The 25,206-nt window shown below is 65.3% G+C and carries 24 protein-coding genes; 9 read left to right on the top strand and 15 right to left on the bottom strand.

Going from position 1 to position 25,206, the window contains the following annotated elements; translation table 11 throughout:
* From xseA to A9513_RS10285, 4 genes are all read left to right on the top strand, one after another.
* On the top strand, positions 1 to 1,160 hold a 1,160-nt coding region (xseA, locus tag A9513_RS10300), incomplete at its 5' end, for an exodeoxyribonuclease VII large subunit (RefSeq protein WP_065084671.1).
* Between the two features lie 6 nt (positions 1,161 to 1,166).
* Positions 1,167 to 1,922, top strand: coding sequence for a M15 family metallopeptidase (locus A9513_RS10295; RefSeq protein ID WP_065084670.1), 756 nt, complete (start codon positions 1,167 to 1,169; stop codon positions 1,920 to 1,922).
* 138 nt (positions 1,923 to 2,060) lie between these two features.
* On the top strand, positions 2,061 to 2,897 hold the full coding sequence (locus A9513_RS10290) for a M23 family metallopeptidase (protein WP_065084669.1): 837 nt from the start codon (positions 2,061 to 2,063) through the stop codon (positions 2,895 to 2,897).
* On the top strand, positions 2,897 to 3,286 hold the full coding sequence (locus A9513_RS10285; protein WP_065084668.1) for a DUF2809 domain-containing protein: 390 nt from the start codon (positions 2,897 to 2,899) through the stop codon (positions 3,284 to 3,286). The genes A9513_RS10290 and A9513_RS10285 overlap by 1 nt, the downstream gene beginning before the upstream one ends.
* On the opposite strand, the gene A9513_RS10280 is transcribed toward A9513_RS10285, so the two are convergent.
* The 5 genes from A9513_RS10280 to A9513_RS10260 all read right to left on the bottom strand — a co-directional run bounded on the left by A9513_RS10280 (position 3,267) and on the right by A9513_RS10260 (position 8,529).
* Positions 3,267 to 3,809 carry a GNAT family N-acetyltransferase gene (locus A9513_RS10280; RefSeq protein ID WP_037015865.1) on the bottom strand — a complete coding sequence of 181 codons (543 nt, stop codon included), beginning with the start codon at positions 3,807 to 3,809 and terminating at the stop codon, positions 3,267 to 3,269. The two genes, A9513_RS10285 and A9513_RS10280, sit on opposite strands and share 20 nt — an antisense overlap.
* On the bottom strand, positions 3,809 to 4,315 hold the full coding sequence (locus tag A9513_RS10275; protein WP_037015862.1) for a copper chaperone PCu(A)C: 507 nt from the start codon (positions 4,313 to 4,315) through the stop codon (positions 3,809 to 3,811). Before A9513_RS10275 ends, A9513_RS10280 begins: the two co-directional genes overlap by 1 nt.
* A gap of 129 nt (positions 4,316 to 4,444) precedes the next feature.
* A complete protein-coding gene (locus A9513_RS10270; protein ID WP_065084667.1) occupies positions 4,445 to 5,815 on the bottom strand; it encodes a PepSY domain-containing protein in 1,371 nt (456 codons plus the stop codon).
* A gap of 53 nt (positions 5,816 to 5,868) precedes the next feature.
* The gene (locus A9513_RS10265) at positions 5,869 to 7,965 is read right to left on the bottom strand and encodes a TonB-dependent copper receptor (protein ID WP_038803284.1); all 2,097 of its coding nucleotides are present in this window, start codon (positions 7,963 to 7,965) and stop codon (positions 5,869 to 5,871) included.
* A gap of 105 nt (positions 7,966 to 8,070) precedes the next feature.
* Entirely contained in the window at positions 8,071 to 8,529 is a 459-nt protein-coding gene (locus A9513_RS10260) for a DUF2946 domain-containing protein (protein ID WP_083196085.1), read from the bottom strand.
* Positions 8,530 to 8,929: 400 nt separating this feature from the next.
* Here A9513_RS10260 and leuA point away from each other — a divergent pair, with 400 nt between their 5' ends.
* The 4 genes from leuA to A9513_RS10240 all read left to right on the top strand — a co-directional run bounded on the left by leuA (position 8,930) and on the right by A9513_RS10240 (position 14,119).
* On the top strand, positions 8,930 to 10,600 hold the full coding sequence (leuA, locus tag A9513_RS10255; protein ID WP_024762976.1) for a 2-isopropylmalate synthase: 1,671 nt from the start codon (positions 8,930 to 8,932) through the stop codon (positions 10,598 to 10,600).
* A 74-nt stretch (positions 10,601 to 10,674) separates the two neighbouring features.
* Positions 10,675 to 11,151 carry a hypothetical protein gene (locus tag A9513_RS10250; RefSeq protein ID WP_065084665.1) on the top strand — a complete coding sequence of 159 codons (477 nt, stop codon included), beginning with the start codon at positions 10,675 to 10,677 and terminating at the stop codon, positions 11,149 to 11,151.
* Between the two features lie 272 nt (positions 11,152 to 11,423).
* Complete coding sequence (locus A9513_RS10245) at positions 11,424 to 12,800, top strand: MFS transporter (protein WP_065084664.1); 1,377 nt, start codon at positions 11,424 to 11,426, stop codon at positions 12,798 to 12,800.
* A gap of 80 nt (positions 12,801 to 12,880) precedes the next feature.
* On the top strand, positions 12,881 to 14,119 hold the full coding sequence (locus tag A9513_RS10240) for an OprD family porin (protein ID WP_083196084.1): 1,239 nt from the start codon (positions 12,881 to 12,883) through the stop codon (positions 14,117 to 14,119).
* Positions 14,120 to 14,158: 39 nt separating this feature from the next.
* Here the strand turns inward: A9513_RS10240 and A9513_RS10235 are convergent, their stop codons facing one another.
* Positions 14,159 to 14,491, bottom strand: a complete 333-nt coding sequence (locus tag A9513_RS10235) for a DUF5629 family protein (RefSeq protein ID WP_037006648.1) — start codon at positions 14,489 to 14,491, stop codon at positions 14,159 to 14,161.
* Positions 14,492 to 14,624: 133 nt separating this feature from the next.
* On the opposite strand from A9513_RS10235, the gene A9513_RS10230 reads away from it, so the two are divergent.
* Positions 14,625 to 15,578 carry an aldo/keto reductase gene (locus A9513_RS10230; RefSeq protein ID WP_024762971.1) on the top strand — a complete coding sequence of 318 codons (954 nt, stop codon included), beginning with the start codon at positions 14,625 to 14,627 and terminating at the stop codon, positions 15,576 to 15,578.
* A gap of 20 nt (positions 15,579 to 15,598) precedes the next feature.
* On the opposite strand, the gene A9513_RS10225 is transcribed toward A9513_RS10230, so the two are convergent.
* The 9 genes from A9513_RS10225 to pilW form a co-directional block, all read right to left on the bottom strand.
* A complete protein-coding gene (locus tag A9513_RS10225; protein ID WP_024762970.1) occupies positions 15,599 to 16,393 on the bottom strand; it encodes an amidohydrolase in 795 nt (264 codons plus the stop codon).
* Positions 16,381 to 17,529, bottom strand: a complete 1,149-nt coding sequence (locus A9513_RS10220) for a pyridoxal phosphate-dependent aminotransferase (RefSeq protein WP_024762969.1) — start codon at positions 17,527 to 17,529, stop codon at positions 16,381 to 16,383. The genes A9513_RS10225 and A9513_RS10220 overlap by 13 nt, the downstream gene beginning before the upstream one ends.
* An 81-nt stretch (positions 17,530 to 17,610) precedes the next feature.
* On the bottom strand, positions 17,611 to 19,098 hold the full coding sequence (gene der / locus A9513_RS10215; protein WP_024762968.1) for a ribosome biogenesis GTPase Der: 1,488 nt from the start codon (positions 19,096 to 19,098) through the stop codon (positions 17,611 to 17,613).
* Between the two features lie 83 nt (positions 19,099 to 19,181).
* Positions 19,182 to 20,324 carry an outer membrane protein assembly factor BamB gene (gene bamB, locus A9513_RS10210; protein WP_024762967.1) on the bottom strand — a complete coding sequence of 381 codons (1,143 nt, stop codon included), beginning with the start codon at positions 20,322 to 20,324 and terminating at the stop codon, positions 19,182 to 19,184.
* Position 20,325: 1 nt separating this feature from the next.
* Positions 20,326 to 20,970: a tetratricopeptide repeat protein gene (locus tag A9513_RS10205; protein ID WP_037014564.1), complete on the bottom strand. Its 645-nt coding sequence runs from the start codon at positions 20,968 to 20,970 to the stop codon at positions 20,326 to 20,328.
* A 23-nt stretch (positions 20,971 to 20,993) separates the two neighbouring features.
* The gene (hisS, locus tag A9513_RS10200; protein WP_024762965.1) at positions 20,994 to 22,283 is read right to left on the bottom strand and encodes a histidine--tRNA ligase; all 1,290 of its coding nucleotides are present in this window, start codon (positions 22,281 to 22,283) and stop codon (positions 20,994 to 20,996) included.
* Between the two features lie 18 nt (positions 22,284 to 22,301).
* Positions 22,302 to 23,414 (bottom strand): flavodoxin-dependent (E)-4-hydroxy-3-methylbut-2-enyl-diphosphate synthase, encoded by a 1,113-nt coding sequence (gene ispG, locus A9513_RS10195; protein ID WP_024762964.1) that lies wholly within the window; start codon positions 23,412 to 23,414, stop codon positions 22,302 to 22,304.
* Position 23,415: 1 nt separating this feature from the next.
* Positions 23,416 to 24,441, bottom strand: a complete 1,026-nt coding sequence (locus tag A9513_RS10190) for a RodZ family helix-turn-helix domain-containing protein (RefSeq protein WP_024762963.1) — start codon at positions 24,439 to 24,441, stop codon at positions 23,416 to 23,418.
* Positions 24,438 to 25,196, bottom strand: coding sequence for a type IV pilus biogenesis/stability protein PilW (pilW, locus tag A9513_RS10185; RefSeq protein WP_024762962.1), 759 nt, complete (start codon positions 25,194 to 25,196; stop codon positions 24,438 to 24,440). The genes A9513_RS10190 and pilW overlap by 4 nt, the downstream gene beginning before the upstream one ends.
* Between the last annotated feature and the right edge of the window lie 10 nt (positions 25,197 to 25,206).

Genomic DNA, 25,206 nt, shown 5'->3' with positions numbered 1-25,206 from the left:
ACCCGCACGGCCAGGCCCTGCGCGACGGCCTGGCCGTGCGGGTGCGCGGCAAGATTTCGCTGTTCGAAGGGCGCGGCGACTACCAATTGATCGCCGACACCGTCGAACCCGCCGGCGATGGCGCGCTGCGACTGGCCTTCGAGGCGCTGAAAGAGAAACTCGCCGCCGAAGGCCTGTTCGCCGCCGAGCGCAAGCGCGAACTTCCGGCCCATCCCCGGCGCATCGGTATCGTCAGTTCGCCCACCGGCGCGGTAATCCGCGACATCATCAGCGTGTTCCGCCGCCGCGCGCCGCAGGTCGAGCTGACCCTGGTCCCCACCGCCGTACAGGGCCGCGAAGCCATCGGGCAGATCGTCCGCGCACTCAAGCTGGCCGACGCGCAGGGCTTCGACGCGCTGATCCTGGCCCGTGGCGGCGGCTCGCTGGAAGACCTCTGGTGCTTCAACGAGGAACCGGTGGCCCGCGCCATCGCCGCCTGCGTGACGCCCATCGTCAGCGCCGTGGGCCACGAAACCGACGTATCCATCAGCGATTTCGTCGCCGACGTGCGCGCACCGACGCCCTCGGCCGCCGCCGAGCTGCTGGCGCCCCACAGCGGCGACCTGCAACAGCGCCTGGACAGCCTGCGCCGCCGGCTGATCCTGCGCATCCAGGACCGTCTGACCCGCGAACGGCTGCGCCTGGAAGGCACCGCGCGGCGCCTGCGCCACCCCGGCGAGCGCCTGCGCCAGCAATCCCAGCGCCTGGATGACCTGGACATGCGCCTGCGCCGGGCCTTCGAGCGCCAGCTGCAGATCCGCCAGGAGCGTGTGGCACGTCTGGATACTCGCCTCGCCGCGCAACACCCTGGGCGCAACCTGGCCCTGCTGCGCCAGCGCCTGGACAATCTCAGCGCCCGCCTGCCCCGCGCTACCAACGCGATCCTGCGCGAACAGCGCCAGCGCCTCGACAGCCTGATGCAGACGCTGCACATCGTCAGCCCGCTGGCGACACTGGGGCGCGGTTACAGCATCCTGCTGGACGACAAGGGCCAGGCGATCCGCAGCGCCACGCAGACGAAGAACGGTCAGCGCCTCAAGGCCAAGCTGGGCGACGGCGAGCTGGAAGTGCGCGTGGAAGACAACCACCAGGCGCCCGTCACCCTGTCGCTGCTGGACTGAGAACCGATGACCGACCTGCTCGCACCAATCCTGCCGCAACCCGATCCGGACTGGGCCGAGGCCTTCCGCGTGCCTATCGTCGAGTGCCACCAACCGCTGCAGGCCATGGGCATCGCCACGGGTTTCGCGGTATGGCCGGCCTATCACCGCCTCGGCGTGCCCAACGCACAACCGGAGTGCTATGCCCGAACGGGAATATTCGAGCGCCTGTTGCACGCTGCCAGCCTGCTGCCCGATGGCCTGCGCCTGGTCATCCTCGACGCCTGGCGGCCGTTCGCCGTGCAGCAACACCTGTACGACACGCTCTACGACATCCTCCGCCAGCACCAGCCAGACGCCGACCCAGCCGAGCTGACCCGGCGCACCCGCGAATTCGTCGCGCCGCCCAGCACCCGCGCCGAATCGCCGAGCCCGCACCTGACCGGCGGCGCCATCGACCTGACCCTGTGCGACAGCGAAGGCCGCTGGCTGGACATGGGCAGCCTGTTCGACGAAGCCACGCCGCGCTCCTATACCCGCCATTACGAAGAGATCGCCGCGCCGGACGAGCAGCAGCGGCGCATCCGCGACAACCGTCGGATCCTGTTCAACGCCATGAGCGATGCAGGGTTCAGCAACCTGTCCAGCGAATGGTGGCACTACGACTACGGCGACCAGCTGTGGGCCGCGCACCTGGGCAAGCCCCACGCCATCTATGGCCCGGCGCAGGTGCTGCCGCTGGAACAGCTGTGGCGCCAGCAGCTGGAGGGCCTGCTCCGCTAGCTTTCTCCTCTGCCGGGGAGCCCGGACCTGCAGGAGCGCCCTGCCACGACGTTCCGCTTTCGACGAAATCGTCCCGCTCGCCGGAGAGCGCCGTGTAGACTGCCCGCTTCATCCGCCGACACGTCCACGGATTGCGCCATGTTCCGACTCTTCTGCCTGCTCGCCGCCACCCTCCTCGCCCTGCCCGCCCACGCCGAAGGCTTCATCAGCCGTACCCTGAACAAGCCGGTGCCCGGCGGTGTCGCCGTGGTGCAACTGGGCCAGGATGCCGCCGTGCCCACCGCCACCTTCCAGGGCAAGCCGGTGCTGGTGGTGCGTGAGGAAGGCCGCGACTGGATCGCCATCGTCGGCATCCCGCTGACCACCAAGGCCGGCAACCAGCAGATCGCCGTGAAGCAGGCCGGCGCGAGCCGCAACCTCGGTTTCACCGTTGGCGCCAAGCACTATAAAGAGCAGCACATCACCCTGAAGAACACCCGCCAGGTGAACCCGCTGCCCGAAGACCTCAAGCGCATCAACCGCGAGCTGGCCGAGCAGACCGCCGCGTACCGCAGCTTCAGCCCCGGCACACCGAGCAACCTGGTACTCGACAAGCCGGTCAACGGCCCGCTCTCCAGCCCCTTCGGCCTGCGCCGCTTCTTCAATGGCGAGGAGCGCAACCCGCACTCGGGCCTCGACTTCGCCGTGCCCGCCGGCACGCCGATCCAGACACCGGCCGCCGGCAAGGTAATCCTGATCGGCAACTACTTCTTCAACGGCAACACCGTGTTCGTCGACCACGGCCAGGGCTTCATCAGCATGTTCTGCCATATGTCGAAGATCGACGTGAAACTCGGCGATCAGCTCCCACGCGGTGGCGTGGTCGGCCGTGTCGGCGCCACCGGCCGCGCCACCGGGCCGCACATGCACTGGAACGTCAGCCTGAACGACGCCCGCGTCGACCCGGCGATCTTCATCGGCGCGTTCAAGCCCTGATGCGACTTCGTTTCGATGGACGCAGTGCGCTGTTCGCGCTGCTCTGGTTCGCCGTGCTGGTCTGGCTGGCCACGGCCGGCGCGCACCTCGGCTGGCTGCGCGGCTTCGGCGGCGACGTGCTGGCGGTGATCTGGCTGTACTGCCTGTTTCGCGCGGCGCTGGATGCACCGGCGCACTGGCTCGCCGGCGCAGCGCTGGCCTGCGGGCTGCTGATCGAATTCGGCCAGTTCCTCGCCGCGACCCTCCACTGGCAGATCGGCAACCGCGCACTGCGCATCGTGCTGGGCGCCACGCCGGACTGGCTGGACGTGCTGGCCTACGGCATCGGCTTCGCGCTGATTCTCGCGGCGCGGCAGACCCGCTTGGCTCTCAGGCCAGCGGGTAACTGAAGAACAGCGCCATCTCCCCGGGCAGCACCTGCGCCGGGTCGTAGAGGTCGGTGGAAAGCCCGCTGAGGGAGAAGCCGCGCGAGCGGTAGAAGCCTACCGCCGGCAGGTTGAGGTTCTGGGTTTCCAGCCACAGGTGGCGCGCCTCGGTGCCGCGCGCCCAATCCAGGCAGCCTTCCAGCAGTTGCTTGCCTACGCCCAACCCGCGCGCCTCGGGGAGGACGAACAGGTCGTCCAGTACCGCACGGCGATTCCAGATTTCGTAGCGGGCGATAGCGAAGCCCAGGCGTTCGCCTTCTTCGTCGACGACCACGGCGGTCCAGTCGGCCGCCGTGACATCATCTTTCAGATCAGCGAAGGGATAGCGCTTGGTCTGCGTCTCGGCCAGTCGCTCCTCGCGCAGGATGAAACCATCGGCGGCACTCTCGACACGCAGGATCGAGTCGCTCGAGTAGCTGCCGTCGAAACCCAGCAGCCACTCGCCGTCTTGCGCCCACACCAAGGGGCGCAGGAGCCGGTCGCTCATCAGTTCATCTGCATGCCGTGCATGTCGTGGCCCATGTCGGTGCCCCCTTCTGTTCCTTTAGAGAGTGGGGCTTCTTTCTGCACCGCGATCTCGACCTTCACGTCGCCGGCCTTCTGGAAGTGCAGGGTCAGCGGGAAGCGCTCGCCATCGGTGAGCGGCTTCTTCAGGCCGAACAGCATCAGGTGGTACTGGCCAGGCGCGAAGACGACCTTGCCGCCGGCAGGAATATCCACGCCCTCGACTTTCTGCATTTTCATCATGCCGTCCTTCTCCACGTGCTGGTGGATTTCGGCGCTGGCGGCGCGGTCGGTGTCGGCGCCGAGCAGGCGGTCCGCGTCCTTGCCGTGGTTCTGCACGATGAAGTAGGCCGCGCCGTTCACCGAGTTGGCCGGCAGCAACAGCGACCAGGGATGGTCGATATGCAGGTTGCCAGCCTCGTATTCGTGGGCCATGGCGGCCCCGGAGAAGCCCAGCAGGACAGCGAAAGCGAGCAGGGTTTTACGCATGTTCGAGACTCCAGTTGGCTTGTGATCGGTTCCGCCGGATCGGCGGCAAAACATCGGGCGGCGGACGAAACGATCGCGCCGCAGCATAGCCTGCCTCGCGGCAGGCGTCAGGGTTGAACAGCGCACGCATCAACCCAGCGCCGGGCTGCGCGACTTGAGGCGCGACAGCACCGCCCAGTCAAGCGCCCACACCAGCAGCAGCGACGCGCCCACCAGCGGGAAGGCGACACCGAGGATGATCATGAGCGCCACCCCGCCCTTCCATACCGGCAGCGCGTGCGGCATCGGCGGCACGCCGAGTCGCCCCTGCGGACGGCGCTTCCACCAGATCCACAGGCCGCTGACGGCGCTGAGCAGGATCATCAGGCAGACGCCGAGCATGAGCAGTTGGTTGAACAGGCCGAACATCTTGCCCTCATGCAGCATCACGCCGGACTCGACGCCCTTGGCCACCAGCCCGTAGTCCTTCCAGCGCACGTCGGCGAGCACCTTGCCGGTGTACTGGTCGATGTGCAGGGTGGCGTCGTTGCGCGAGTCGTCGGCGAACACCGAGACGGTGAAAACGCCCTGCTCGCCCTTGGGTAGGGCGACGGCATAGCCCGGCACCACGCCGGCCTTGTCGGCGGTATCGACCACCTGCTGCAAGCTGATCTGCGGCATCGCCATGCCGCCGGAACCATGGGCCATGTGTTCGGCGTGGGCGCCGCCGGACATCGGCATCGGGGTGTTTTCCATCGCCCAGGGAATGGTCTGGCGGTGCGCCTCGTTGAGCGTGCGCGCCTCCAGGTCCGATTTGGGCACGTCGTTCCACATGGCTACCGGGAAGCGGTTCCAGACATCAGCGAAGGATTTGCCCCAGAAGCCGGTCCAGGTCATGCCGGTGAGCAGCATGAACAGCATCAGCAGCGAGCCCCAGAAACCGACCACCATGTGCACGTCGCGCCACAGCGCGCGGCCGCGGCGGGACAGGTCCGGCCACAGCAGCACCCGCAGAGAGCGCTTGCGCGGCCACCACAGGTACAGGCCAGACACCACCAATACGATGCCCCAGCCGGCGGCCAGCTCGATAAGTCGGTCGCCGACGGTGCCGATCATCAGCTCGCCGTGCAGCGCACGGGCCATCGCCTGCAGGTTGGACTTCGCGTCCTGCACACCGAGCAGCTTGCCGCTGTAGGGGTCGACGAAGGCATTCACCTCGCGCCCGTCCAACTGCGCAACGAACTGCGCGCTGCGGTTGGCAGCCGGTGCCGGCAGGTACTGGCTGACCTGCAACTGCGGGTTCTGGTGATGCAGATGCATCAGTTGTTCGTCGGCGGACAGCCGCACCTCACCCGGCTTCACCGTCAGCAGGTCGCTGTACATCAGTGGGTCGAGCTGTGGCTTGAACAGGTAGATGATCCCGGTGAGCGACAGCAGGATCATGAACGGCGCGACGAACAGCCCGGCATAGAAGTGCCAGCGCCAGGCCTGGTTGTAGAAATCGAATGTCTTCTTCTGCATTCGTTGATCTCCTCACGCAAGGAGGCCCCCGACCGGCGGGGGCCGGTCGGGCATTAGAACGAGAAGTCCACTTTGGTCCAGAACGTACGTCCCGGCTCGTGGATCGATTCGGGGTCGTTGGCCGGGTAGCCGAAGCCGGCGTTGCCCGCCAGGTTCAGGTGCTCGGCGTAGTCCTTGTCGAACAGGTTGTCGACGCCGGTGCTGACCTTGAGGTTCTTGCTCAGCTTGTACGCGCCGTTGAGCGAGAACACCGCGAAGCCGGGGCTTTCGTCGAAGTCGTAGCCGACCACGTTGCCCTGGTTCTCGGCGATACGGCCCTGGTGCGCGACCACGCGCCAGAGACCGCCGGCGCTCCAGTCGCCTTCCTCGTAGCTCAGGCCGAAACGCGCCTCCAGCGGCGGCATCTGCGGCAGCGCAGTATCGTCGGTGGTGTTCTTGCCCCAGGCGTAGGCCAGGGTGCCGTCGGCGGTCCAGTTGCTGGTCAGCGCGTAAGCCGCGCCCAGTTCGCCACCCATGATCCGTGCATCGACGTTCCGCGCCTGGGAGGTGCGGCCCATCATGCCGCCGGGCATGTAGTCGAACAGGATGTAGTCGCGGATCACGCCGACATAGCCGGACGCCCAGGCCTTGAGCTTCTCGTCCTCGTACTGCGCGCCGAAGTCCAGCTGGGTGGTTTTCTCCGGCTTGATGCTGTCGAAGGCGTTGACCGAGCCGGTCGGTCCCTTGTCCGGGGAGAACAGCTCCCAGTAGTCGGGGAAGCGCTGCACGTGGCCAAGGCCGACATAGAGCGTGGTCGGCGTGTCGGCCAGGTCGTGCTCATAGCGCGCGAAGCCGCTGGGCAGCGTGTCGGCGCGGGTGTCGTCGGCCGTGGGGTTGGGCATCGCCATCATCCCCGAGCCGGTGCTCTGCCGATAATCCTTGGCCGAGGCGCGGTCCAGGCGCGCACCGGTGATCACGCGGTCGCGGTCGGCGGCGTACCAGGTCAGCTCGCCAAAAGCGCCGTAGTTGTGGAACACGGCATCCTTGTCCCACGGCTGCTCGTCATAAGTATTGATACCCATGCCGGAGCGTTCGCGGTGCTCGTTGGTCTGCGCGTCAACGCCGGTGATCAACTTGAAGTCGTCCCAGCGCCAGGTGGCGGCCAGGCGCCCGCCGAGGGTCCGGCGGTCGACGTTGGAAGCCATGGGGCCGGCCATCATGCCCATGCCCGACGGCGTGCGCAGGCTGTAGTTGTCCATCACGTGGTCGGCGTAGTTGTAGTAGACCTGCGCCTCCAGCTTGTCGAGCACTTCGCCGATGTTGGACTTCTCGAAGCGCAGGCCGAGGCTCTCGCGCTTGAACTGCGAGCCATCCATGCCGCGTCCGGCGTAACGCGCTTCACCGTCGCCCTTGCCGGCGGTGAGCTCGACCAGGGTGTCGGCGTCCGGCGTCCAGCCCACGGCCACGTCGCCGTTCCACTTGTTCCAGCGCGAGGGCACGGTGTTGCCGCTGCCGTCCTCGTAGTCATCGGACTGCGACTTGTTGCCGATGACCCGCACGTAGCCCAGCGGTCCACCGGCGGCGGCGTCCAGCACGCGGTCGAAGCGGCCGTTGGAGCCGGCGGTGAGGCTGCCGTTGATTCGCGTGCCCAGTTCGCCGAAGCGCTCCGGCTCACGGTCGAAGCGGATGGTGCCGGCCGAGGCGCCGGGGCCCCAGATCACGGTCTCCGGGCCCTTGACCACGGTGAGCTTGTCGAAGGTTTCCGGCGAGATATAAGAGGTGGGCGCGTCCATCCGTGCCGGGCAGGCACCGAGCATGGTGGTGCCGTTGGTGAGGATGTTCAGGCGCGAGCCGAACATGCCGCGCAGCACCGGGTCACCGTTGGTGCCGCCGTTGCGGATGGCGGAGAAGCCGGGAATGGTCTTGAGATAATCGGCGCCGTCGCTGGCGGGGATCGGCTGACGCGGCTGCTTGGGGTCGGTGACGATGGTCAGCGGCGAACTCTGCGCCACGGCGGTAATGACGCTGGGCGACAGTTCGGTGACATGCGAAGAGTGATCTTCCTCTTCGGCCATCGCCGGGACGGCAGTGAAACCGCCAAGGGCGGTCAGCGCGCACAGGGCGCGCAAGCCGACGGCACGTTGCCGACGGCGCATTTGCATGCGGGACATTCCATTAATTCCATGATCGGTGATGACGCCCGCTCCACGCGTACTCGCACGGCGCGCAAGCGAATGCAGGCATCCGCGCCGGGGTCGGGGAGTCGGGATTGCGGGTCAGCCGATCAGGGCAGGAGGTGCGCGCGAGCGGGCGCCGGGAAAGACCGGCGAGGCGGGAATACTGGAGGAGGAGAGCTGTGCGACAGGGGCCCCAGCGACCGGCATGCTGTGATCGAGCAGAACCGGTGGCGGCGTCAGCGGCGGGCTGTGGATCAGCAGGCTGCAGTAGCCGCACTTCTCCATGAGGGCGTCGGCTGTGAGCGGTTGCTCGCCGTGGGAAGTCGGTGCCGCGTGTTGTGCAGCAGCCCGGTGCCCGTCCGAACAGGCCATCTCGTCCATGGCGGCGACCGCCGCACCATGGTCCATGGCCTTGCCATGCTCCATCGGCATGACGTGATCCATAGGCATGGCGTGATCCATCGGCATCGACTGGGAAACCAGCGGGCCGACATAGATCATCAGCATGGCGAACAGCGCCAGCCAGGTTCCTACGCCTTGTCGCGTGCGACGGGTCACGAAATGTCCTTGGGGATGGTGGGCCCCGCCTGAGGCGAGGTGCGCAATGATCGCATGGAGTGACAAAGCTCCGCTGCGGCAAGTAGACGCAGAATCAGTTAAGCACAGCGTTAAGCGCTAGGAAAAATTGCTCAAAATCAATTATTCAAACAATTTAATCTCACAGGACATTCTCCAGAGACTATTTCTACCAAATTTCCCCAAATGCTTGCCATTGGTCTTCCAGGCCTTTAGCTTGGCACTCATGAAAACCGCACACACCCTCATCCTGCTTCGCCAACACGCCTGCCTGCGCCTGGTCAGCCCGCGACTGCGTGGCTGAGCCCCCCTCCCCCGGTTTCGCCTCATTCAGATTTTTATGCGCCGGCCCCGCAGGCCGCAGAGAACAAGGATTCCGCTCATGAGCATGTTGAAAGACCCGTCGAAGAAATACCGCGCCTTCACCCAGATCACCCTGCCCGACCGTACCTGGCCGGACAAGATCATCGACAAGGCGCCGATCTGGTTGTCCACCGACCTGCGCGACGGCAACCAGTCCCTGATCGAGCCGATGGACGCCGAGAAGAAGATGCGCTTCTTCAAGTGCCTGGTGCAGGTCGGCCTGAAGGAAATCGAAGTGGGCTTCCCGTCCGCCTCGCAGACCGACTTCGACTTCGTTCGTGAGCTGATCGAGGGCGGCCACATTCCCGATGACGTCACCATCCAGGTACTGACCCAGGCTCGCGATGACCTCATCGAGCGCACCTTCGAGTCCCTCAAGGGCGCGAAGAAAGCCATCGTCCACTACTACAACGCCTGCGCACCGAGCTTCCGCAAGATCGTCTTCAACCAGGACAAGGCCGGCGTGAAAGCCATCGCCGTGGCCGCTGGCCAGACCATCAAGCGCCTGGCCGCCGCCGCGCCGGAAACCCAGTGGGGCTTCGAGTACTCGCCGGAGGTGTTCAGCTCCACCGAGACCGATTTCGCCGTCGAGGTGTGCAACGCGGTGATCGACGTGTTCCAGCCGACCCCAGCGAACCGTCTGATCCTCAATCTGCCTGCCACCGTCGAGTGCGCCACGCCGAACAACTATGCCGACCAGATCGAGTGGTTCGGCCGCCAGATCAACAAGCGTGACAGCGTGCTGATCAGCCTGCACACCCACAATGACCGTGGCACGGGCGTAGCCGCGTCGGAACTGGCGCTGATGGCCGGTGCCGACCGCGTCGAAGGCTGCCTGTTCGGCAACGGCGAGCGCACCGGCAACCTGTGCCTGGTGACCATGGCGCTGAACATGTACACCCAGGGCATCGACCCCGAGCTGGACTTCTCCGACATCGACGCCGTGCGCAAGGTGGTGGAAGAGTGCAACCAGATTCCGGTGCACCCGCGCCACCCGTACGTGGGCGACCTGGTCCACACCGCCTTCTCCGGCTCCCACCAGGACGCCATCCGCAAGGGCTTCGCCCAGCAGAAAGACGACGCCGTGTGGGAAGTGCCGTACCTGCCGATCGACCCGGCGGACATCGGCCGCAGCTACGAAGCGGTGATCCGTGTGAACAGCCAGTCCGGCAAGGGCGGCATCACCTTCCTGCTCGAACAGGAATACGGCATCAGCCTGCCGCGCCGCATGCAGATCGAGTTCAGCCAGGTCGTGCAGAACGAGACCGACCGCCTCGGCCTGGAAATGACCGCCGAGCAGATCTACACCCTGCTGCAGACCGAGTACCTGCAGGCCGTCTCCCCGTTCGGCCTGAAGAACTACCGCCTGCAGGAAGAGAACGGTATCTGCGCCATCGACATCGACGTGACTCACAAGGGCGAACAGCACCGTTGGCACGGTAAGGGCAAGGGCACCCTGGAAGCCTTGGTCGCCTCGCTGCCGGTGGATGTCGAGATCATGGACTACAACGAGCACGCCATCGGCGCCGGCACCAACGCCCGCGCGGCCGCCTACATCGAACTGCGCGTCGAGGGTGGTCGTTCGCTGCACGGCATCGGCATCGATGAAAACATCACCACCGCCAGTTTCCGCGCGCTGTTCAGCGCCCTGAACCGTGCGGTGACGCTGGGCCACGCGAAAGCAGCGTAAGTCTGGTTCAACCGTAGTCCCCCTTTGCCCCGGACGCCTCGTGCGTCCGGGGCTGTTTTCAACGGAGTGAAAACATGACCGATACATCGCAGGACAACCCCTTCCAGACGCCCGCCGCCGCACTTCAGGACGGCCCCGCCGTCGCCACGGGCGAACCGCTCTACCGTCTCGCCGCCGTGGGCATCGCCACCTTCTTCGGCACGCCGGTCGCCGGAGCCTGGATCATCGTCCAGAACCTCAAACGTCTGGGCCGCCACGCCCAGGTGCGCAAAGCCTGGATCACCGGCATCGGTGCCCTCATCGCGATCTTCCTGCTGGGCATGTTCCTGCCGGATAGCGTCCCCGCCACTCCCATCAACATTGCCGCCGTCTTCGGCATGTATCACTACGCCAAGCAGCACACCGGCGGCGCCGTCGAGCAGCATGCGGCCCAGGGTGGCCAGTTCGCCTCCAACTGGCGCGCTTTCGGCGTCAGCCTGCTGTTCCTGCTCGCCGTCATGGCCGTGGTCTTCGGCGGAGCCTTTGTCCTGGCTCTGTTCGGACTGATCTGAATCATCCTCCGCACATCACCTAAAGATTCCCCCTAGCCCCCTAGGGGGAAGTCTCCGCAATGCTGGGGCTCGCCCCGATTACTCCCCGCTCTCCCCTTCCCTAGTCTTGCGTGCACTGCCGTGAAAGCGGCAGGCAAACAAAAAATCGTGTCACGCAATCAGACACTTTCGGCCGCCCCTGCCTTGCGTACAGAGGCGCCTGGTTACCTACAACAACAACGAGCTCGACGTGCTTGGCCATCTGCCTTCACCCGCTTCAGGAGCCAGTAACCGTGAACCCGCAATCTCCCCACCCGCTATCCGTCCGTGCTTCCCGTTATTCCTGGTATGTCGTCGTGCTATGCATGGTGGCCTACATCTTCTCCTTCGTTGATCGGCAGATCCTCTCGCTGATGATCGAGCCGATCAAAGCCGATCTGCAGATCAGCGACACCCAGTTCAGCCTGCTCAGCGGGCTGGCCTTCTCGCTGTTCTATGCCTTCATGGGCCTGCCCATTGCCTACCTCGCCGACCGCTCCTCGCGGGTCAGGATCATCGCCATCGGCGTGGCCTTCTGGAGCATCGCCACCGCCGCGTGCGGGCTGTCGAAGAACTTCCTGCAGATGTTCCTGGCGCGCATGAGCGTGGGCGTCGGCGAGGCCGCGCTGACTCCGGCGACCTATTCGATGCTCAGCGACCTGTTCCCCAAGGAAAAGCTCGGCCGCGCACTGGGGCTTTACTCCATGGGTGCCTTCCTCGGCGGTGGCCTGGCCTTCCTGGTCGGCGGCTACGTGATCGAGGCGCTGCGCGACGTGCCGGCCATCGACCTGGGCTGGCTGGGCCAGGTGCGCTCCTGGCAGATCGCATTCTTCATCGTCGGCCTGCCCGGCGTGCTAGTGGCGCTGCTGATCGCGCTGACCATCCGCGACCCGGAGCGCAAGCTGGGCGATCGGGAACAAAAGGCAACGGTTCGTGACGGGCTGCGTTTCCTGCGCCGCCATCGCGCCACTTTCGCCTGCCACTACCTGGGCTTCTCCTTCTTCGCCATGTGCCAGTACGCGCTGATGGGCTGGGCACCGGCCATGTACATCCGCCAATACGGCCTGTCGCCACTGGAGGTGGGCTACATCCTCGGCGGCATCCTGCTGGTGCTCAACACTGCCGGGGTGTTCTGCGCCGGCTGGCTGGTGGACGGGCTGCAGAAGCGCGGGCGCAGCGACGCCGCGCTGATCAGCGGCATGCTCGGCGCCGCCTGCACCATTCCTTTCGTCATCGGCTCCGTGACAGCCGGTAACCTGCAGTTGTCGGTGCTGCTGATGGGCCCGGCGATGTTCTTCTGCGCCTTCTGCATCTCCACCTCGGCGGCCGCCATGCAGGTGCTCACGCCCAACCGCCTGCGCGCGCAGGTGTCGGCGCTGTTCCTGCTGGTCTCCAACCTGATCGGCCTGGGCGTCGGCACCACGCTGGTGGCTCTGCTCACCGACCACTACTTCAAGGACCCGAAGGCCGTCGGCTCCTCCATCGGCATCATTGTCACCCTCGCCGGGCTGCTCTGCCTGTGGCTGCTGGGCAGCGGTCGCAAGCACTTCCGCCGCAGCCTGGGCGAAGAGCAACGGGCCCGGCCCGAAGCCGCCGCGCCGCTGAACAGCACCACAGCCGCTGCGAACTGACCGCGTCCGCCCGACAAGACATAGGGCCGTTCGCCGGCGGGTCGCCCCGCGCCCCGGCGAACCGAGCCCAGGAGATGACGATGTTGCGTAATCGCTTTGCCAGTGCGCTGCTTTCCAGCGCGCTGTTGCCCCTCTGCGCCCAGGCCGACCTGATCGACGACAGCCGCCTGGACACCACCCTGCGCAACTTCTACATGTTGCGCGACTACCGCCAGGACAACGCTCCGCAGTCCCAGGCGGGTAGCTGGTCCCAAGCCGTGCTGGCACGCTTCAGCTCGGGCTTTACCGAAGGCACCCTCGGTGTCGGTGTGGATTTCACCGGTTTCTACGCCCTGAAGCTCGACGGCGGCGCTGGCACCAGCAACGACAGCAACCTGCCCTATGACCGCTCGACCGGCGAGCCGGTGGACGACTTCAGCCGTGGTGGCGCCACGCTCAAGCTGCGCTATTCGAAGACCACGCTGAAGGTCGGCCTGCTGGAGCCGCGTCTGCCAGTGATCTTCCAGGACGATGTGCGCGTACTGCCGCAGACCTTCCAGGGCGTGATGCTGGAGTCGAAGGAGTCGGAGCGCTTCAAGTTCACTGCGGCCCAGTTGTGGAACACCAGCACCCGCGCCTCCAGCGATCGCGAGTCGTTCTACCTCGCCACTCGACCCGCCAGCCAGGACAGCAACAAGCTGAACCTGGGCGGCGTCGACGCGCAATGGACGCCGGGGCTGTCCACCAGCTACTACGTCGCCCAACTCGAGGACATCTATGACCAACACTATGTGGGAGCCAACTTCAAACAGCCGGTCGGGGAGAACACCGCGCTGCTCGGCACCCTGAGTTATTTCCACAACGAGGAATCCGGGCAGGCGTTGTCCGGTCGTATCGACAACCGCGCCTACGGGGCGCGGCTGGGCGTGAAGCACGGCGGCCACACGCTGTCGGCCACCTACCAGCGCATGCTGGGCGAGGACATGTTCCCCATGCTGCTGGGCAACACGCCGCAACCCTACCTGGTCAACTGGGTCACCAACGGCGGGTTCTTCTGGGCGCAGGAGCGCTCCTATCAGTTGCGCTACGACTACGACTTCGCCAGCCTCGGGCTGCCGGGCCTGACCTTGATGACACGCTACACCAAGGGCACCGACATTGCGCGCCCTGGCAAGGGCGATGGCCACGAGTACGAACGCGATACGGATATCGGCTACACCATCCAGGACGGACCGTTGAAGGCACTGTCGTTCCTGATGCGCACCTCCACCGTGCGCAGCAGCTACGCCAGCGATTATGACGAGGTGCGCTTCATCACCAGTTACCCGCTGGCGTTCTGAAGGCCCTGAAACGAAGAAGGCCCCTTTTCGGGGCCTTCTTCATTCATCGTCGCCACTGGCCGTCACGGCGCCCAGGCAACACAGACGGTGCTGCTGCTCCCCGCCCTGCAGCAGCCAGCTCTCGTCCTCGGCCTGGTAGCTGGCCTCCATCACCTGGTTGTAGCTGAAGCGCCATTCGCGGCGGTCACGACCGTCGATGGATTCGATCTGCAGCACCACGTCTTCGCTGGCGAAGGGTTGCCCGGCGTTTGCGGCGGCGTCCGCCTGGTCCAGCAGTGCCTCGTTGAGCTCGAACTGCCAGGCATGCAGGCCGTCGATCAAGAGCATGTCGGCGGTTTCCAGCTGGTCCAGCAGGTAGGGAGTCGTGGTCATCTTTGGCACTCGGAAATTGGGCTGGCCGCCATGATAGACCAGCTGGCTGCCGGCTGCCGGTTATTCCGCCCGGCGCGGGCAGAGGCGGCGTCTACACTGAGGGTTCTCGCACACCCCTGAGGAGGCAAAGCCGATGCGTACACGCGAACTCGGACAATCGGGCCTGAAGATTCCCGCGCTGGTCTTCGGCGGCAATGTGTTCGGCTGGTCCGCCGACGAAGCGACCTCCTTCCGTCTGCTCGATGCGCTGCTCGACGCCGGTCTCAACTGCATCGACACCGCCGACGTGTACTCGCGCTGGGTGCCGGGGCACGAGGGCGGGGAGTCAGAAATCCTGATCGGCAAATGGCTGAAGAAAACCGGCAAGCGCAGCCAGGTACAGATCGCCACCAAGGTCGGCATGGACATGGGCAACGGTCACAAGGGCCTGTCGGCGGTATACATCGAACAGGCCCTGGGACGCTCGCTCAGGCGTCTGCAGACCGACTATATCGACCTCTACCAGTCCCACTGCGATGACCCGCACACCTCGATGGAGGAAACCATGGGCGCCTTCGCCGAAACGGTGAAGAGCGGCAAGGTGCGGGTGATCGGCGCGTCGAACCTGGAGGCCAGGCGCCTGCGCGAAGCGTGCGAAGTGTGCGACCGCCTGAAGCTGCCGAACTACCAGAGCCTGCAACCCAACTACAACCTCTACGACCGCGCCAACTACGAGACCAACCTGGAGCCCACGGTGCAGCAACTGGGATTGGGCGTGATCAGCTTCTATTCGCTGGCGGCGGGCTTCCTCACCGGCAAGTACCGCAGCGAGGCGGACCTGGGCAAGAGCAGCGTACGCGGCTACAAGGTGAAGAACTTCATGAACGAGCGCGGCTTTGCCATTCTCGACGCGCTGGAGGAAGTGGCCGGCGAACTCCGCGCTACGCCGACGCAGGTCGCCCTCGCCTGGCTGATGGCACGTCCCAGCATCACCGCGCCGATTGCCAGCGCCTCGAAACTGGAACAGTTGCCGGACCTGATCGCAGCAGTCGACCTGAAGCTGAGCGATGAGGCGATCCAGCGATTGAATGCTGCCAGTGCGTATTGAGCGGGGCGACTGGCCTGCGACTACAAACGGATATCGAACTGGTCGGCGTCGAGATTGGCCGGGAAGCGTTCCCGGTAAGCCGCCAGCTCCGCCGCGCTCAAGGCTATCTGGAAGACGCCATCGGCATTCCCGGCGGCCAGCAGATTGTCTCCCTGGAAATCCAGCACCTGGCTGTCACCGGAATAGGCGTGGCCCTTGCCGTCTTCACCGACCCGGTTGACTGCCGCGACGTAGCACAGGTTTTCGATGGCCCGCGCCGGCAACAGCCGATTCCAGTGCTGGCGGCGCGCGGCCGGCCAGTTGGCGGTGTAGAGCAGCAGGTCAGTGTCCTGGGCATCTCGGCTCCACACCGGGAAGCGCAGGTCGTAGCAGACCAGCGGGCGAATCCGCCAGCCCTTCCAATCCAGCAGCACCTGCTGTTCGCCCGGCGTGTAGTGCTTGTGCTCGCCAGCCATGCGGAACAGGTGGCGCTTGTCGTAGTGCTGCACTTCGCCATCCGGGCGCGCCCAGAGCAGGCGGTTGCGATGGCTGCCGTCAGCGGCGCGGATGATCACGCTGCCGCAGACTACGGCGTCCAGTTTCGCCGCCTGTTCGCGCAGCCAGACGTAAGTCTCGCCCTCCTCCGCTTCGGCCAGCGCATCGGAATCCATGGAGAAGCCGGTGGTGAACATCTCCGGCAGGATCACCACGTCTGCGCCACGGGCGCTTTCCAGCAGCGCCTCGAAGCGCTCGCGGTTGGCCTTGGCGTCGTGCCAGACCAGGGTGGTCTGCACGAGGGCAAGCTTGAGGTCTGATAGTTGGCTCAGATCGCGCATAGTCGTTCCGCTGCCTGGCGCAGCGTCTCCTCTTTCTTGGCGAAGCAGAAGCGCACCAGGCGCATGTCCGCCGGGGCCTGCTGGTAGAACACCGAGACCGGAATGGCAGCCACGCCGTGCTCGCGGGTTAGCCATTTGGACATGGCGACGTCATCGAGGTCCGGGCGGATCGCCGAGTAATCGACCACCTGGAAATAGGTGCCGGCGGCGCGCTGGAAGGTGAAGCGCGAGCCTTCCAGCAGGTCGCAGAACAGGTCGCGCTTGGCCTGGTAGAAGCCCGGCAGCTCGCGCAAGTGCTCGGGATGCGCGGCCATGAAATCGGCCAGCGCCCACTGCAGCGGCGTCACGCCGCAAAAATTCACGTACTGGTGGATCTTGCGCATCTCCGCCGACAGCGCCGGCGGCGCCACCACGTAGCCGGTTTTCCAGCCGGTAACGTGGTAGGTCTTGCCAAAGGAGCTGATGACGAAGGCGCGCGGATACAGTTCGTCATGGGCCAGCACGCTGGCGTGCTGCACGCCGTCGTAGATCAGGTGCTCATAGACCTCGTCGCTGACCACGTAGATCTCTCGGTCGCGGATCAGCTCGGCCAGGCGATCCAGATCGGCTCGGTCGATCAGCGCACCGCTGGGGTTGTGCGGGCTGTTGAGGAAGATCAGGCGCGTGCGCGGGGTGATGGCATCCGCCAGGCGCTGCCAGTCGATGCGAAAATCCGGCTGGCTCAGGGCGACATGCACGCAGCGACCACCGGCCAGCTCTACCGAAGGCTCGTAGCTGTCGTAGCAAGGATCGAGGACGATGGCCTCATCACCGGCGCGGATCAGAGCCTGCACCGCGCAGAAGATACCTTCCGTCGCACCAGGAACGATAGTCACCTCGGTGTCGGCGCTGACGCTACGCCCATACAGGCTGGCAACCTTGATCGCTACTTGTTCGCGCAGCGCCGGCAGGCCGGTCATCGGGCTGTATTGGTTGTTTCCGGCCATGACATGGCGGGCGACCGCCTCGAGCAGCGGCGCGGGGCCGGGGAAGTCCGGGAAGCCCTGGGAGAGATTCAGCGCCCCGCTTTCGGCGGCGAGCTGGGACATGCGGGTGAAGATAGTGGTGCCGACATTCGGCAGTTTGCTGGTAAGCATGGCGTGACTGGAGGCTGCAGGCGATGGGAGGGAAGTCCCTACTCTATCGCCTGCGGCTTGCGGTCTAAAGCCTGACAGACGTTATTTACGTTTGTCCTTCTTCTTCTTCTCCGCCTTCTTGTGGTGAGACATGAGGCGGCGCTTCTTGTTGACCTGGCGATCGGTGAGCTGGGTCTTCTTGCCCTCGAACGGGTTGTCGCCGCCCTTATACTCGATGCGGATCGGCGTACCGACCAGCTTCAGCACGCGGCGGAAGGTCTTCTCCAGGTAGCGCGTGTAGGCCTTGGGCACCGCATCCACCTGGTTGCCGTGGATCACGATCAACGGCGGGTTGGCGCCCCCCAGGTGCGCATAGCGCAGCTTGATGCGGCGGCCGTTGACCATCGGCGGCTGGTGGACCTGGATGGCGTCCTCGAGGATCTGCGTCAGCTTGCTGGTGGGCCAGCGGGTCACGGCGGAGCGGAAGGAATCCTGCACCGACTTGTACAGGTGCCCAACGCCAGTGCCGTGCAGCGCGGAGATGAAGTGGATGTCGGCGAAGTCGGCGAACATCAGCCGGCGCTCGAGCTCGGTCTTCACGTAGTCGCGCTCGGCCGACTCCATGCCATCCCACTTGTTCAGCGCGATGACCAGCGCGCGGCCGGTCTCCAGCACGAAACCAAGCAGGTTGAGGTCGTGCTCGACCACACCTTCGCGGGCGTCCATGACGAAGATGACCACGTTGGCGTCCTGGATCGCCTGCAGGGTCTTCACCACCGAGAACTTTTCCACCGCCTCGAAGATCTTGCCGCGACGACGTACGCCGGCGGTGTCGATCAGGGTGTACTTCTCTTCGTTGCGCTCGAAGGGGATGTAGATGCTGTCGCGGGTGGTGCCGGCCTGGTCGTACACGATCACCCGCTCTTCACCGAGCATGCGGTTGACCAGGGTGGACTTGCCGACGTTGGGGCGACCGATGATGGCGATCTTGATGCCATCCTTCTCGCTCGGGCCGGGGATGCGCTTGGCTTCCTCGCCCTCGGCGACCTCTTCCAGCTCGCTGGGCAGGTCGTTGTCTTCCGGCGCCTCGGGCTCCGGGGCGAACATCTCGCCCAACGCTTCCTGGAGCATCTGGGTGATGCCACGGCCGTGGGCAGCAGCGATCGGGATCGCATGCCCCAGAGCCAGCGGGCTGAACTCGGCGCGAGCGATGTCCGGATCGACGGTATCGACCTTGTTCGCCACCAGGTAGGTGCGCTTGTTCTTCTTGCGCAGGTGGTCGGCGATCATCTCGTCGGCGGCGGTGAGGCCCGCGCGGGAGTCGACCATGAACAGGACGGCATCGGCCTCTTCGATGGCCTGCAGCGACTGCTCGGCCATCTTGGCGTCGATACCCTCTTCGTCACCGGAAATACCGCCGGTATCGATGACGATGAATTTCTTGCCCTGCCACTTGGCCTCGCCGTACTGGCGGTCGCGGGTCAGACCTGCGTACTCGGCGACGATGGCGTCACGGGTGCGGGTCAGGCGGTTGAACAGGGTGGACTTGCCGACGTTCGGGCGGCCCACCAGGGCTATTACGGGAACCATGCGGCTCTCCAGGAAATTTGATTTTCAGAAAACACGACGGCCGCTGCCGTTTTTCACGGCAGCGGCCGGCAGTAACACTCAGCTTAGCGAATCGTGTAGGCGGCCAGCTTACCGCTGTTGCCGAACACGTACATCCAGCTGCCGACTACCAGCGGGCGAACCCGCACGCCGTCACCGTCAACCTTCTCGCGGCCAACGAAACGACCGTCCACCTGGCTCAGCAGGTGCACATAGCCTTCCAGGTCACCGACAACCACGTTGCTCGACAGCACGGCCGGAGCGGACAGCTGGCGGCGAGCCAGCGCGTCGTTGCTCCACAGCGAGGACGAACCACGGGAGTCGAGGCTTTCCACGGTGCCGCTGGCCTGGCTGATGAACACACTGCCAGTCCCTTCGGCGACGCCGACGTAGCTGGAAGCTTCACGCTGCCAGAGCACGCGGCCGGTGCCTACGTCCAGCGCCGCGGCGCGGCCCTGGTAGCTGGCGACGTAGAGAACGTTGTCGACCAGCAGCAGACCGCCGTCGATGTCGACGACGCGGTCCAGCTCGGAACGGCCTTGCGGAATGGCAACGCGCTGCTCCCAAACCGGCAGGCCACGCTCGACGTCCACGGCGACGACCTTGCCGCTGGCCAGGCCGGCCAGGGCCAGGCGGCCAGCGATCAGCGGAGCGCCGGTGCCACGCAGAGTCAGCACCGGCACGGTGCCTTCGTAGATCCAGCGCTGATTGCCGGTGGCGGCATCGAAGCCGATCAGCTTGTCGTCCTGGGTCTGCACGACTACCACGTCACCGTTGGTGGCCGGGGCTGCCAGTACTTCGCTGCTCACCTTGGCGCGCCACTTCTGCTCGCCCGAACCGGAATCCAGGGCGATCACGTCACCGCGCAGAGTGCCCAGCAGGACCATGCCGTTACCCACGCCGACGGCGCCGGAGATGGGCAGGTCGAGGTCTTTCTTCCACAGCACTTCGCCGGTTTCGCGCTGCATGGCCATGACGCGGCCTTCGGCAGACGCGGCGTAGATGGTCTGGCCATCCACAGCGGGCTCGAGCAGGTTGTACAGGTCGCCCTGGCCGTCACCGACCGAACGGCTCCACTGTTTCTCCAGGCGGACCTCTTCCTTGAAATCGGTCAGCTCGGCCGGCGGCAGTTCCTTCTTGCTATTGCTGCTGCAACCCACAGCCATCAGGGTCAGTGCCAGCAGTGCAACGTGTTTCCAACGCAACATCTCAGGCGTCTCCCTTGGCCAGGTCGTCGAGTTTCATCTGCAGGGCGCCAACGGCGGCGTCTTCCGGCAGGGCAGCCTTGGCCTTTTCGTAGGCGACACGGGCGTCGTCGTTGCGCTTGAGCTGCAGTAGCAGGTCGCCGCGCAGTTCTTCGCGAGTGGCTACATAGGCCTTGTCGACGTTGCCGTCGAGCAGCTTGAGACCGTCCTCGGCCTTGCCCTGGGCAGCCAGGACACGCGCCAGGCGCTGCCGGGCCAGTTCGCCAAGGGTGGCATCCACCGGCTTGTCGACCACGGCCTTGAGCTCGAGGGCAGCATCATCCAGCTTGCCGTTGTCCACGGCGACCTTGGCGACGAACAGGCGGCCGTACTGGGCATACGGAGTACCGGCGTACTCGGTGGTCAGCTTGCCAGCGAGTTCGGCGACCTTGGCGGTGTCGGGCTTGCCGGCCGGGTTCAACGCGGTTTCCAGCAGGGCCTGGTAAATGATGGAAGCGCCCTGGGACTGGTTGGTCTGGTACTTTTTCCAGGCTTGCCAGCCGAACACCACGATCAGCGCCAGAGCGGCGCCGGTCAGCAGGGGCATGCCGTTACGCTGCCACCAGTCCTTGATGTCAGCGATCTGTTCTTCTTCGGTACGGTTACTCACCCCAATACTCCTATCCGCTCGATTCAGGCCTGCTGGAGGCAGGCAGCCAGGTGCTCGGGCAGAGCATCCCAGGCGATATTCTGTTGTTCGCCCTCGCCACGCAGGGGCTTGAAACCTACCACGCGGTTGGCCAGTTCGTCGTCACCCAGAATCATGGCGAACTGTGCGCCGCTCTTGTCGGCCTTCTTGAACTGGCTCTTGAAGCTGCCGGCGCCGGCATTGACCAGCAGGCGCAGCCCCGGGATAGCCGAGCGCAGTTGTTCCGCCAGGGTCAGCGCGGCCAGCTCGGCCGGCTCGCCGAAGGCGCAGACATAGAGGTCGGCCGGGCGATTCAGCTCCGCCGGGACCACGCCCAGGGTTTCCAGCAGCAGCACCAGGCGCTCCACGCCCATGGCGAAGCCCACGCCCGGCGTCGGCTTGCCGCCGAACTGGCTGACCAGGCCGTCGTAGCGGCCCCCGCCGCATACGGTGCCCTGGGCGCCGAGCTTGTCGGTGACCCACTCGAAAGCCGTGCGGCAGTAGTAGTCGAGGCCACGCACCAGTTTCTGGTTGATTTCGTAGCGCAGGCCGACCGCGTCCAGGCGGGCCTTCAAGCCCTCAAAGTGGGCGATCGACTCTTCGTCCAGGTAATCATGCAGGCTCGGTGCACCGACCAGCAGGGCCTGGGTGGCCTCCACCTTGCTGTCGAGGATACGCAACGGGTTGGTGGTCATGCGGCGCTGACTGTCTTCATCAAGCTGGTCGAAGCGCTCCTGCAGGTAGGCCACCAGGTCCTCGCGGAAACGCGCCCGAGCTTCGCCGGAGCCCAGGGTGTTCAGTTGCAGGGTCACGGCGTCGGCCATGCCCAGCTTCTGCCACAGGCGCCAGGTGAGGATGATCAGCTCGGCGTCGATGTCCGGGCCGGGCAGGTTGAAGACTTCCACGCCAATCTGGTGGAACTGGCGGTAACGGCCCTTCTGCGGCTTCTCGTAGCGGAACATCGGGCCGGTGTACCAGAGCTTCTGTACCTGGCCGCCACCGGACAGGCCGTGCTCAAGCACAGCGCGCACGCAACCGGCAGTGCCCTCCGGACGCATGGTCAGGGATTCGCCGTTGCGATCGAGGAAGGTGTACATCTCCTTGTCGACCACGTCTGTGCCTTCACCGATGCCGCGGGCGAAGAGTTCGGTGAATTCCAGGATCGGCATGCGGATTTCACTGTAGCCATAGGCGTCCAGCAGATCGGCGAAAGTGCGCTCCAGATAGCGCCAGGCCGGGGTCTGGTCCGGCAGGATGTCGTTCATGCCACGGATGGCTTGCAGGGACTTGCTCACTTAGGATCCTTGTTGCGGTCAGCCGCGCACGATGAGTGCGGCGTCGGCCTCGGCCTTCTCGGCCGCTTTTTCGCGGATCAGCCGTTCCAGCTCATCCACCAGGTTATCGTTCTGCAGCTTCTGCGTCGGCTTGCCGTCGATGTAGATCAGGTTGCTCGGCGTACCACCGGTAAGGCCGATGTGGGCCTCCTTGGCTTCGCCCGGGCCGTTGACCACGCAGCCGATCACGGCGACGTCCAGCGGAACCAACAGGTCCTCCAGGCGGCCTTCCAGCTCATTCATGGTCTTCACCACATCGAAGTTCTGCCGCGAGCAGCTCGGGCAGGCGATGAAGTTGATGCCACGGGAGCGCAGGCGCAGCGACTTGAGGATGTCGAAGCCGACCTTGATCTCTTCCACCGGGTCGGCAGCGAGGGAAATTCGGATGGTGTCGCCGATGCCTTCGGCGAGCAGCATGCCCAGGCCCACGGCCGACTTCACGGTGCCCGAACGCAGGCCACCGGCTTCGGTGATGCCCAGGTGCAGGGGTTGCTCGATCTCTTTCGCCAGCAGTCGGTAGGCGGCGACGGCCATGAACACGTCGGAAGCCTTCACGCTGACCTTGAAGTTCTGGAAGTCCAGACGCTGCAGGTGGTCGACGTGGCGCATGGCCGACTCCAGCAGTGCTTCGGGAGTCGGCTCGCCGTACTTCTTCTGCAGATCCTTTTCCAGCGAGCCGGCGTTGACGCCGATGCGGATCGGGATATTGCGCTCGCGGGCGGCATCGACCACGGCCTTGACCCGGTCTTCGCGACCGATGTTGCCGGGGTTGATACGCAGGCAGTCGACGCCCAGTTCGGCCACGCGCAGGGCGATCTTGTAGTCGAAGTGGATATCGGCCACCAGCGGGACTTTCACCTGCTGCTTGATCTTGCCGAACGCCTCGGCGGCGTCCATGTCCGGCACGGAGACGCGGACGATGTCGGCACCGGCGTCTTCCAGACGGCGGATCTGGGCCACGGTGGCCGCCACATCCAGGGTGTCGGTGTTGGTCATGCTCTGCACGGCAATGGGGGCATCCCCACCTACCGGCACGTTACCTACCCAGATTTTCCGGGACAGGCGACGTTTGATCGGAGACTCGCAATGCATCTTACTGTCCACCCAACTTCAGGCGTGCGGTGCCACCGCGCGCAGGGGTAACTTCAACTGGCTGGCCGTTGTAGCTGACCTGGGCGCCCTGGGCAAAGCCAAGGCGCAGTTGGACCGGCGCCTTGGCGGCGACTTCCAGCGAATCACCCTTGCGCTTGAGGCCCTCGAGGATGACCTTGCCGTCGGCATCGGTCACCTGGGTCCAGCAATCGGCGGTGAATTGAACCTTGACCACGCCCTGCCCGGCGGCCGCGACCACAGGAGCAGCCGGCGCCTCGGCCGGTGCAGCGGGGTTCGCCGGTACGGCGGGCTGTTGCGCAGCCGGCGGTTGCGCCGGGGCTGGAACTGCCGGTGCGGGAGCCTGTGCGGCTTCAGGTACGGCGGGTGTGCCCGGAGCGACAGGTGCGGCAGTGGCCGGCGGAGTACCTTCGGCCGGAGCCTCGGCGGTGCCGCTGTCGCCAGCGGGCTCGGACGGAACCGGCGGGGTATTGGCCTGGTCCTCGGCGACGGCCTGATCTTCCGGCTCGTCGAGGGTGTGGATTTCAGTGGTGCCGTCGGCGCTTTCGACCTCGACGTGCTCCATGTTCAGGCTGCCCGTCTCGGCCGGACGCGCGGAGCGTTCCTGCCACCAGAAGTAACCGAAGCCGATCAGCACGGCCAACAGGGCCAGGCTGAACAGGCGCAACAGGTTGCGCGACAGGCGCACCGGCTCGACCACGCGGCCGAGCGCCTGGACGTTGCTGCCGCTGGCATCGGTGCCGGTGTACTGATCGAAGGCAGTGACCATCTGGGCCTGGTCCATGCCCAGCAGCTTGGCGTAGGCGCGGATGTAGCCACGGGCGAAGGTGTGGCCCGGCAACTGGTCAAAGGAGCCCTGCTCCAGCTGGCGCAGCGCATTCTCGGTGAGATTCAGCTGACCGGCGACCTGAGCGGTACTCCAGCCCTTGTTCTCGCGCGCCTGGCGCAGGGTCTCGCCAGGATTGGCGCGGGTCGTGCCGATGACATCGGACTGCGACGTATTCATCATTTATCCGCCTGGTATGCCTGGTATTCAGGAGAAGCGGGATACAGGCGCTTGAGTTGCAGCCCGTAGCTGGCAGCGGTATCCCGGTCGTCGAAAATCTTCGCCAGTCGAATCCCCAGCAGCAAACTGCGTGCGGTTTGCGGGCCCTGCTTGAGGTATTCCTCGTAGAAAGTCCGGGCCGGCACGTACTCGCGATCCTGGTAGTTCAGGTCAGCCAGTTCGATCAGTGCCCCCGGCTGATTGCGATTCAGGCGCACGGCCTTCTCGAAGTACTGCTTGGCCTGGACCCGGTCGTTGAGCTTGAGGCTGACGATGCCGAGATTCTCGAAGATGCGCGAGCGCTCGGAGTAAAGGCCGTCTTCGGTGGCCTTCATATAGGTGTCGTAGGCTTCCTTGTAGCGCTTCTGCTCGAACAGGAAACTCGCGTAGTTGTTCAGGATACGGGCATCTCCCGAACGCGCGGACAGCGCTTTGCGGTACTCGCTCTCGGCGAGCTTGGGTTCCATTTCGGTCTGGTAGACAACCGCCAGCGCAGCGTGGGCGTCAGCGCTGGACGAGTCGATCTCCAGCGCCTGGCGCAACGGCACCTTGGCCTGCTCGGTATTGCCCATCTGCAGGTAACCGATACCAAGCTGGATGTAGGCGTCACGCGCCTCGTCCCGGCCCTTCTCGGTTTTCAGAGGATCCTGTTTACCAGTCGTCACGCAACCCGTCAGCACGGTTGCCAACAGTAAGAACAGCGCGGCGCGCAGGGTCATCGGATTCCTC

Source organism: Pseudomonas sp. AU12215 (genome assembly GCF_001675465.2).
Classification (GTDB): domain Bacteria; phylum Pseudomonadota; class Gammaproteobacteria; order Pseudomonadales; family Pseudomonadaceae; genus Pseudomonas; species Pseudomonas nitroreducens.
This window is presented reverse-complemented; position numbering and strand designations above follow the sequence as displayed.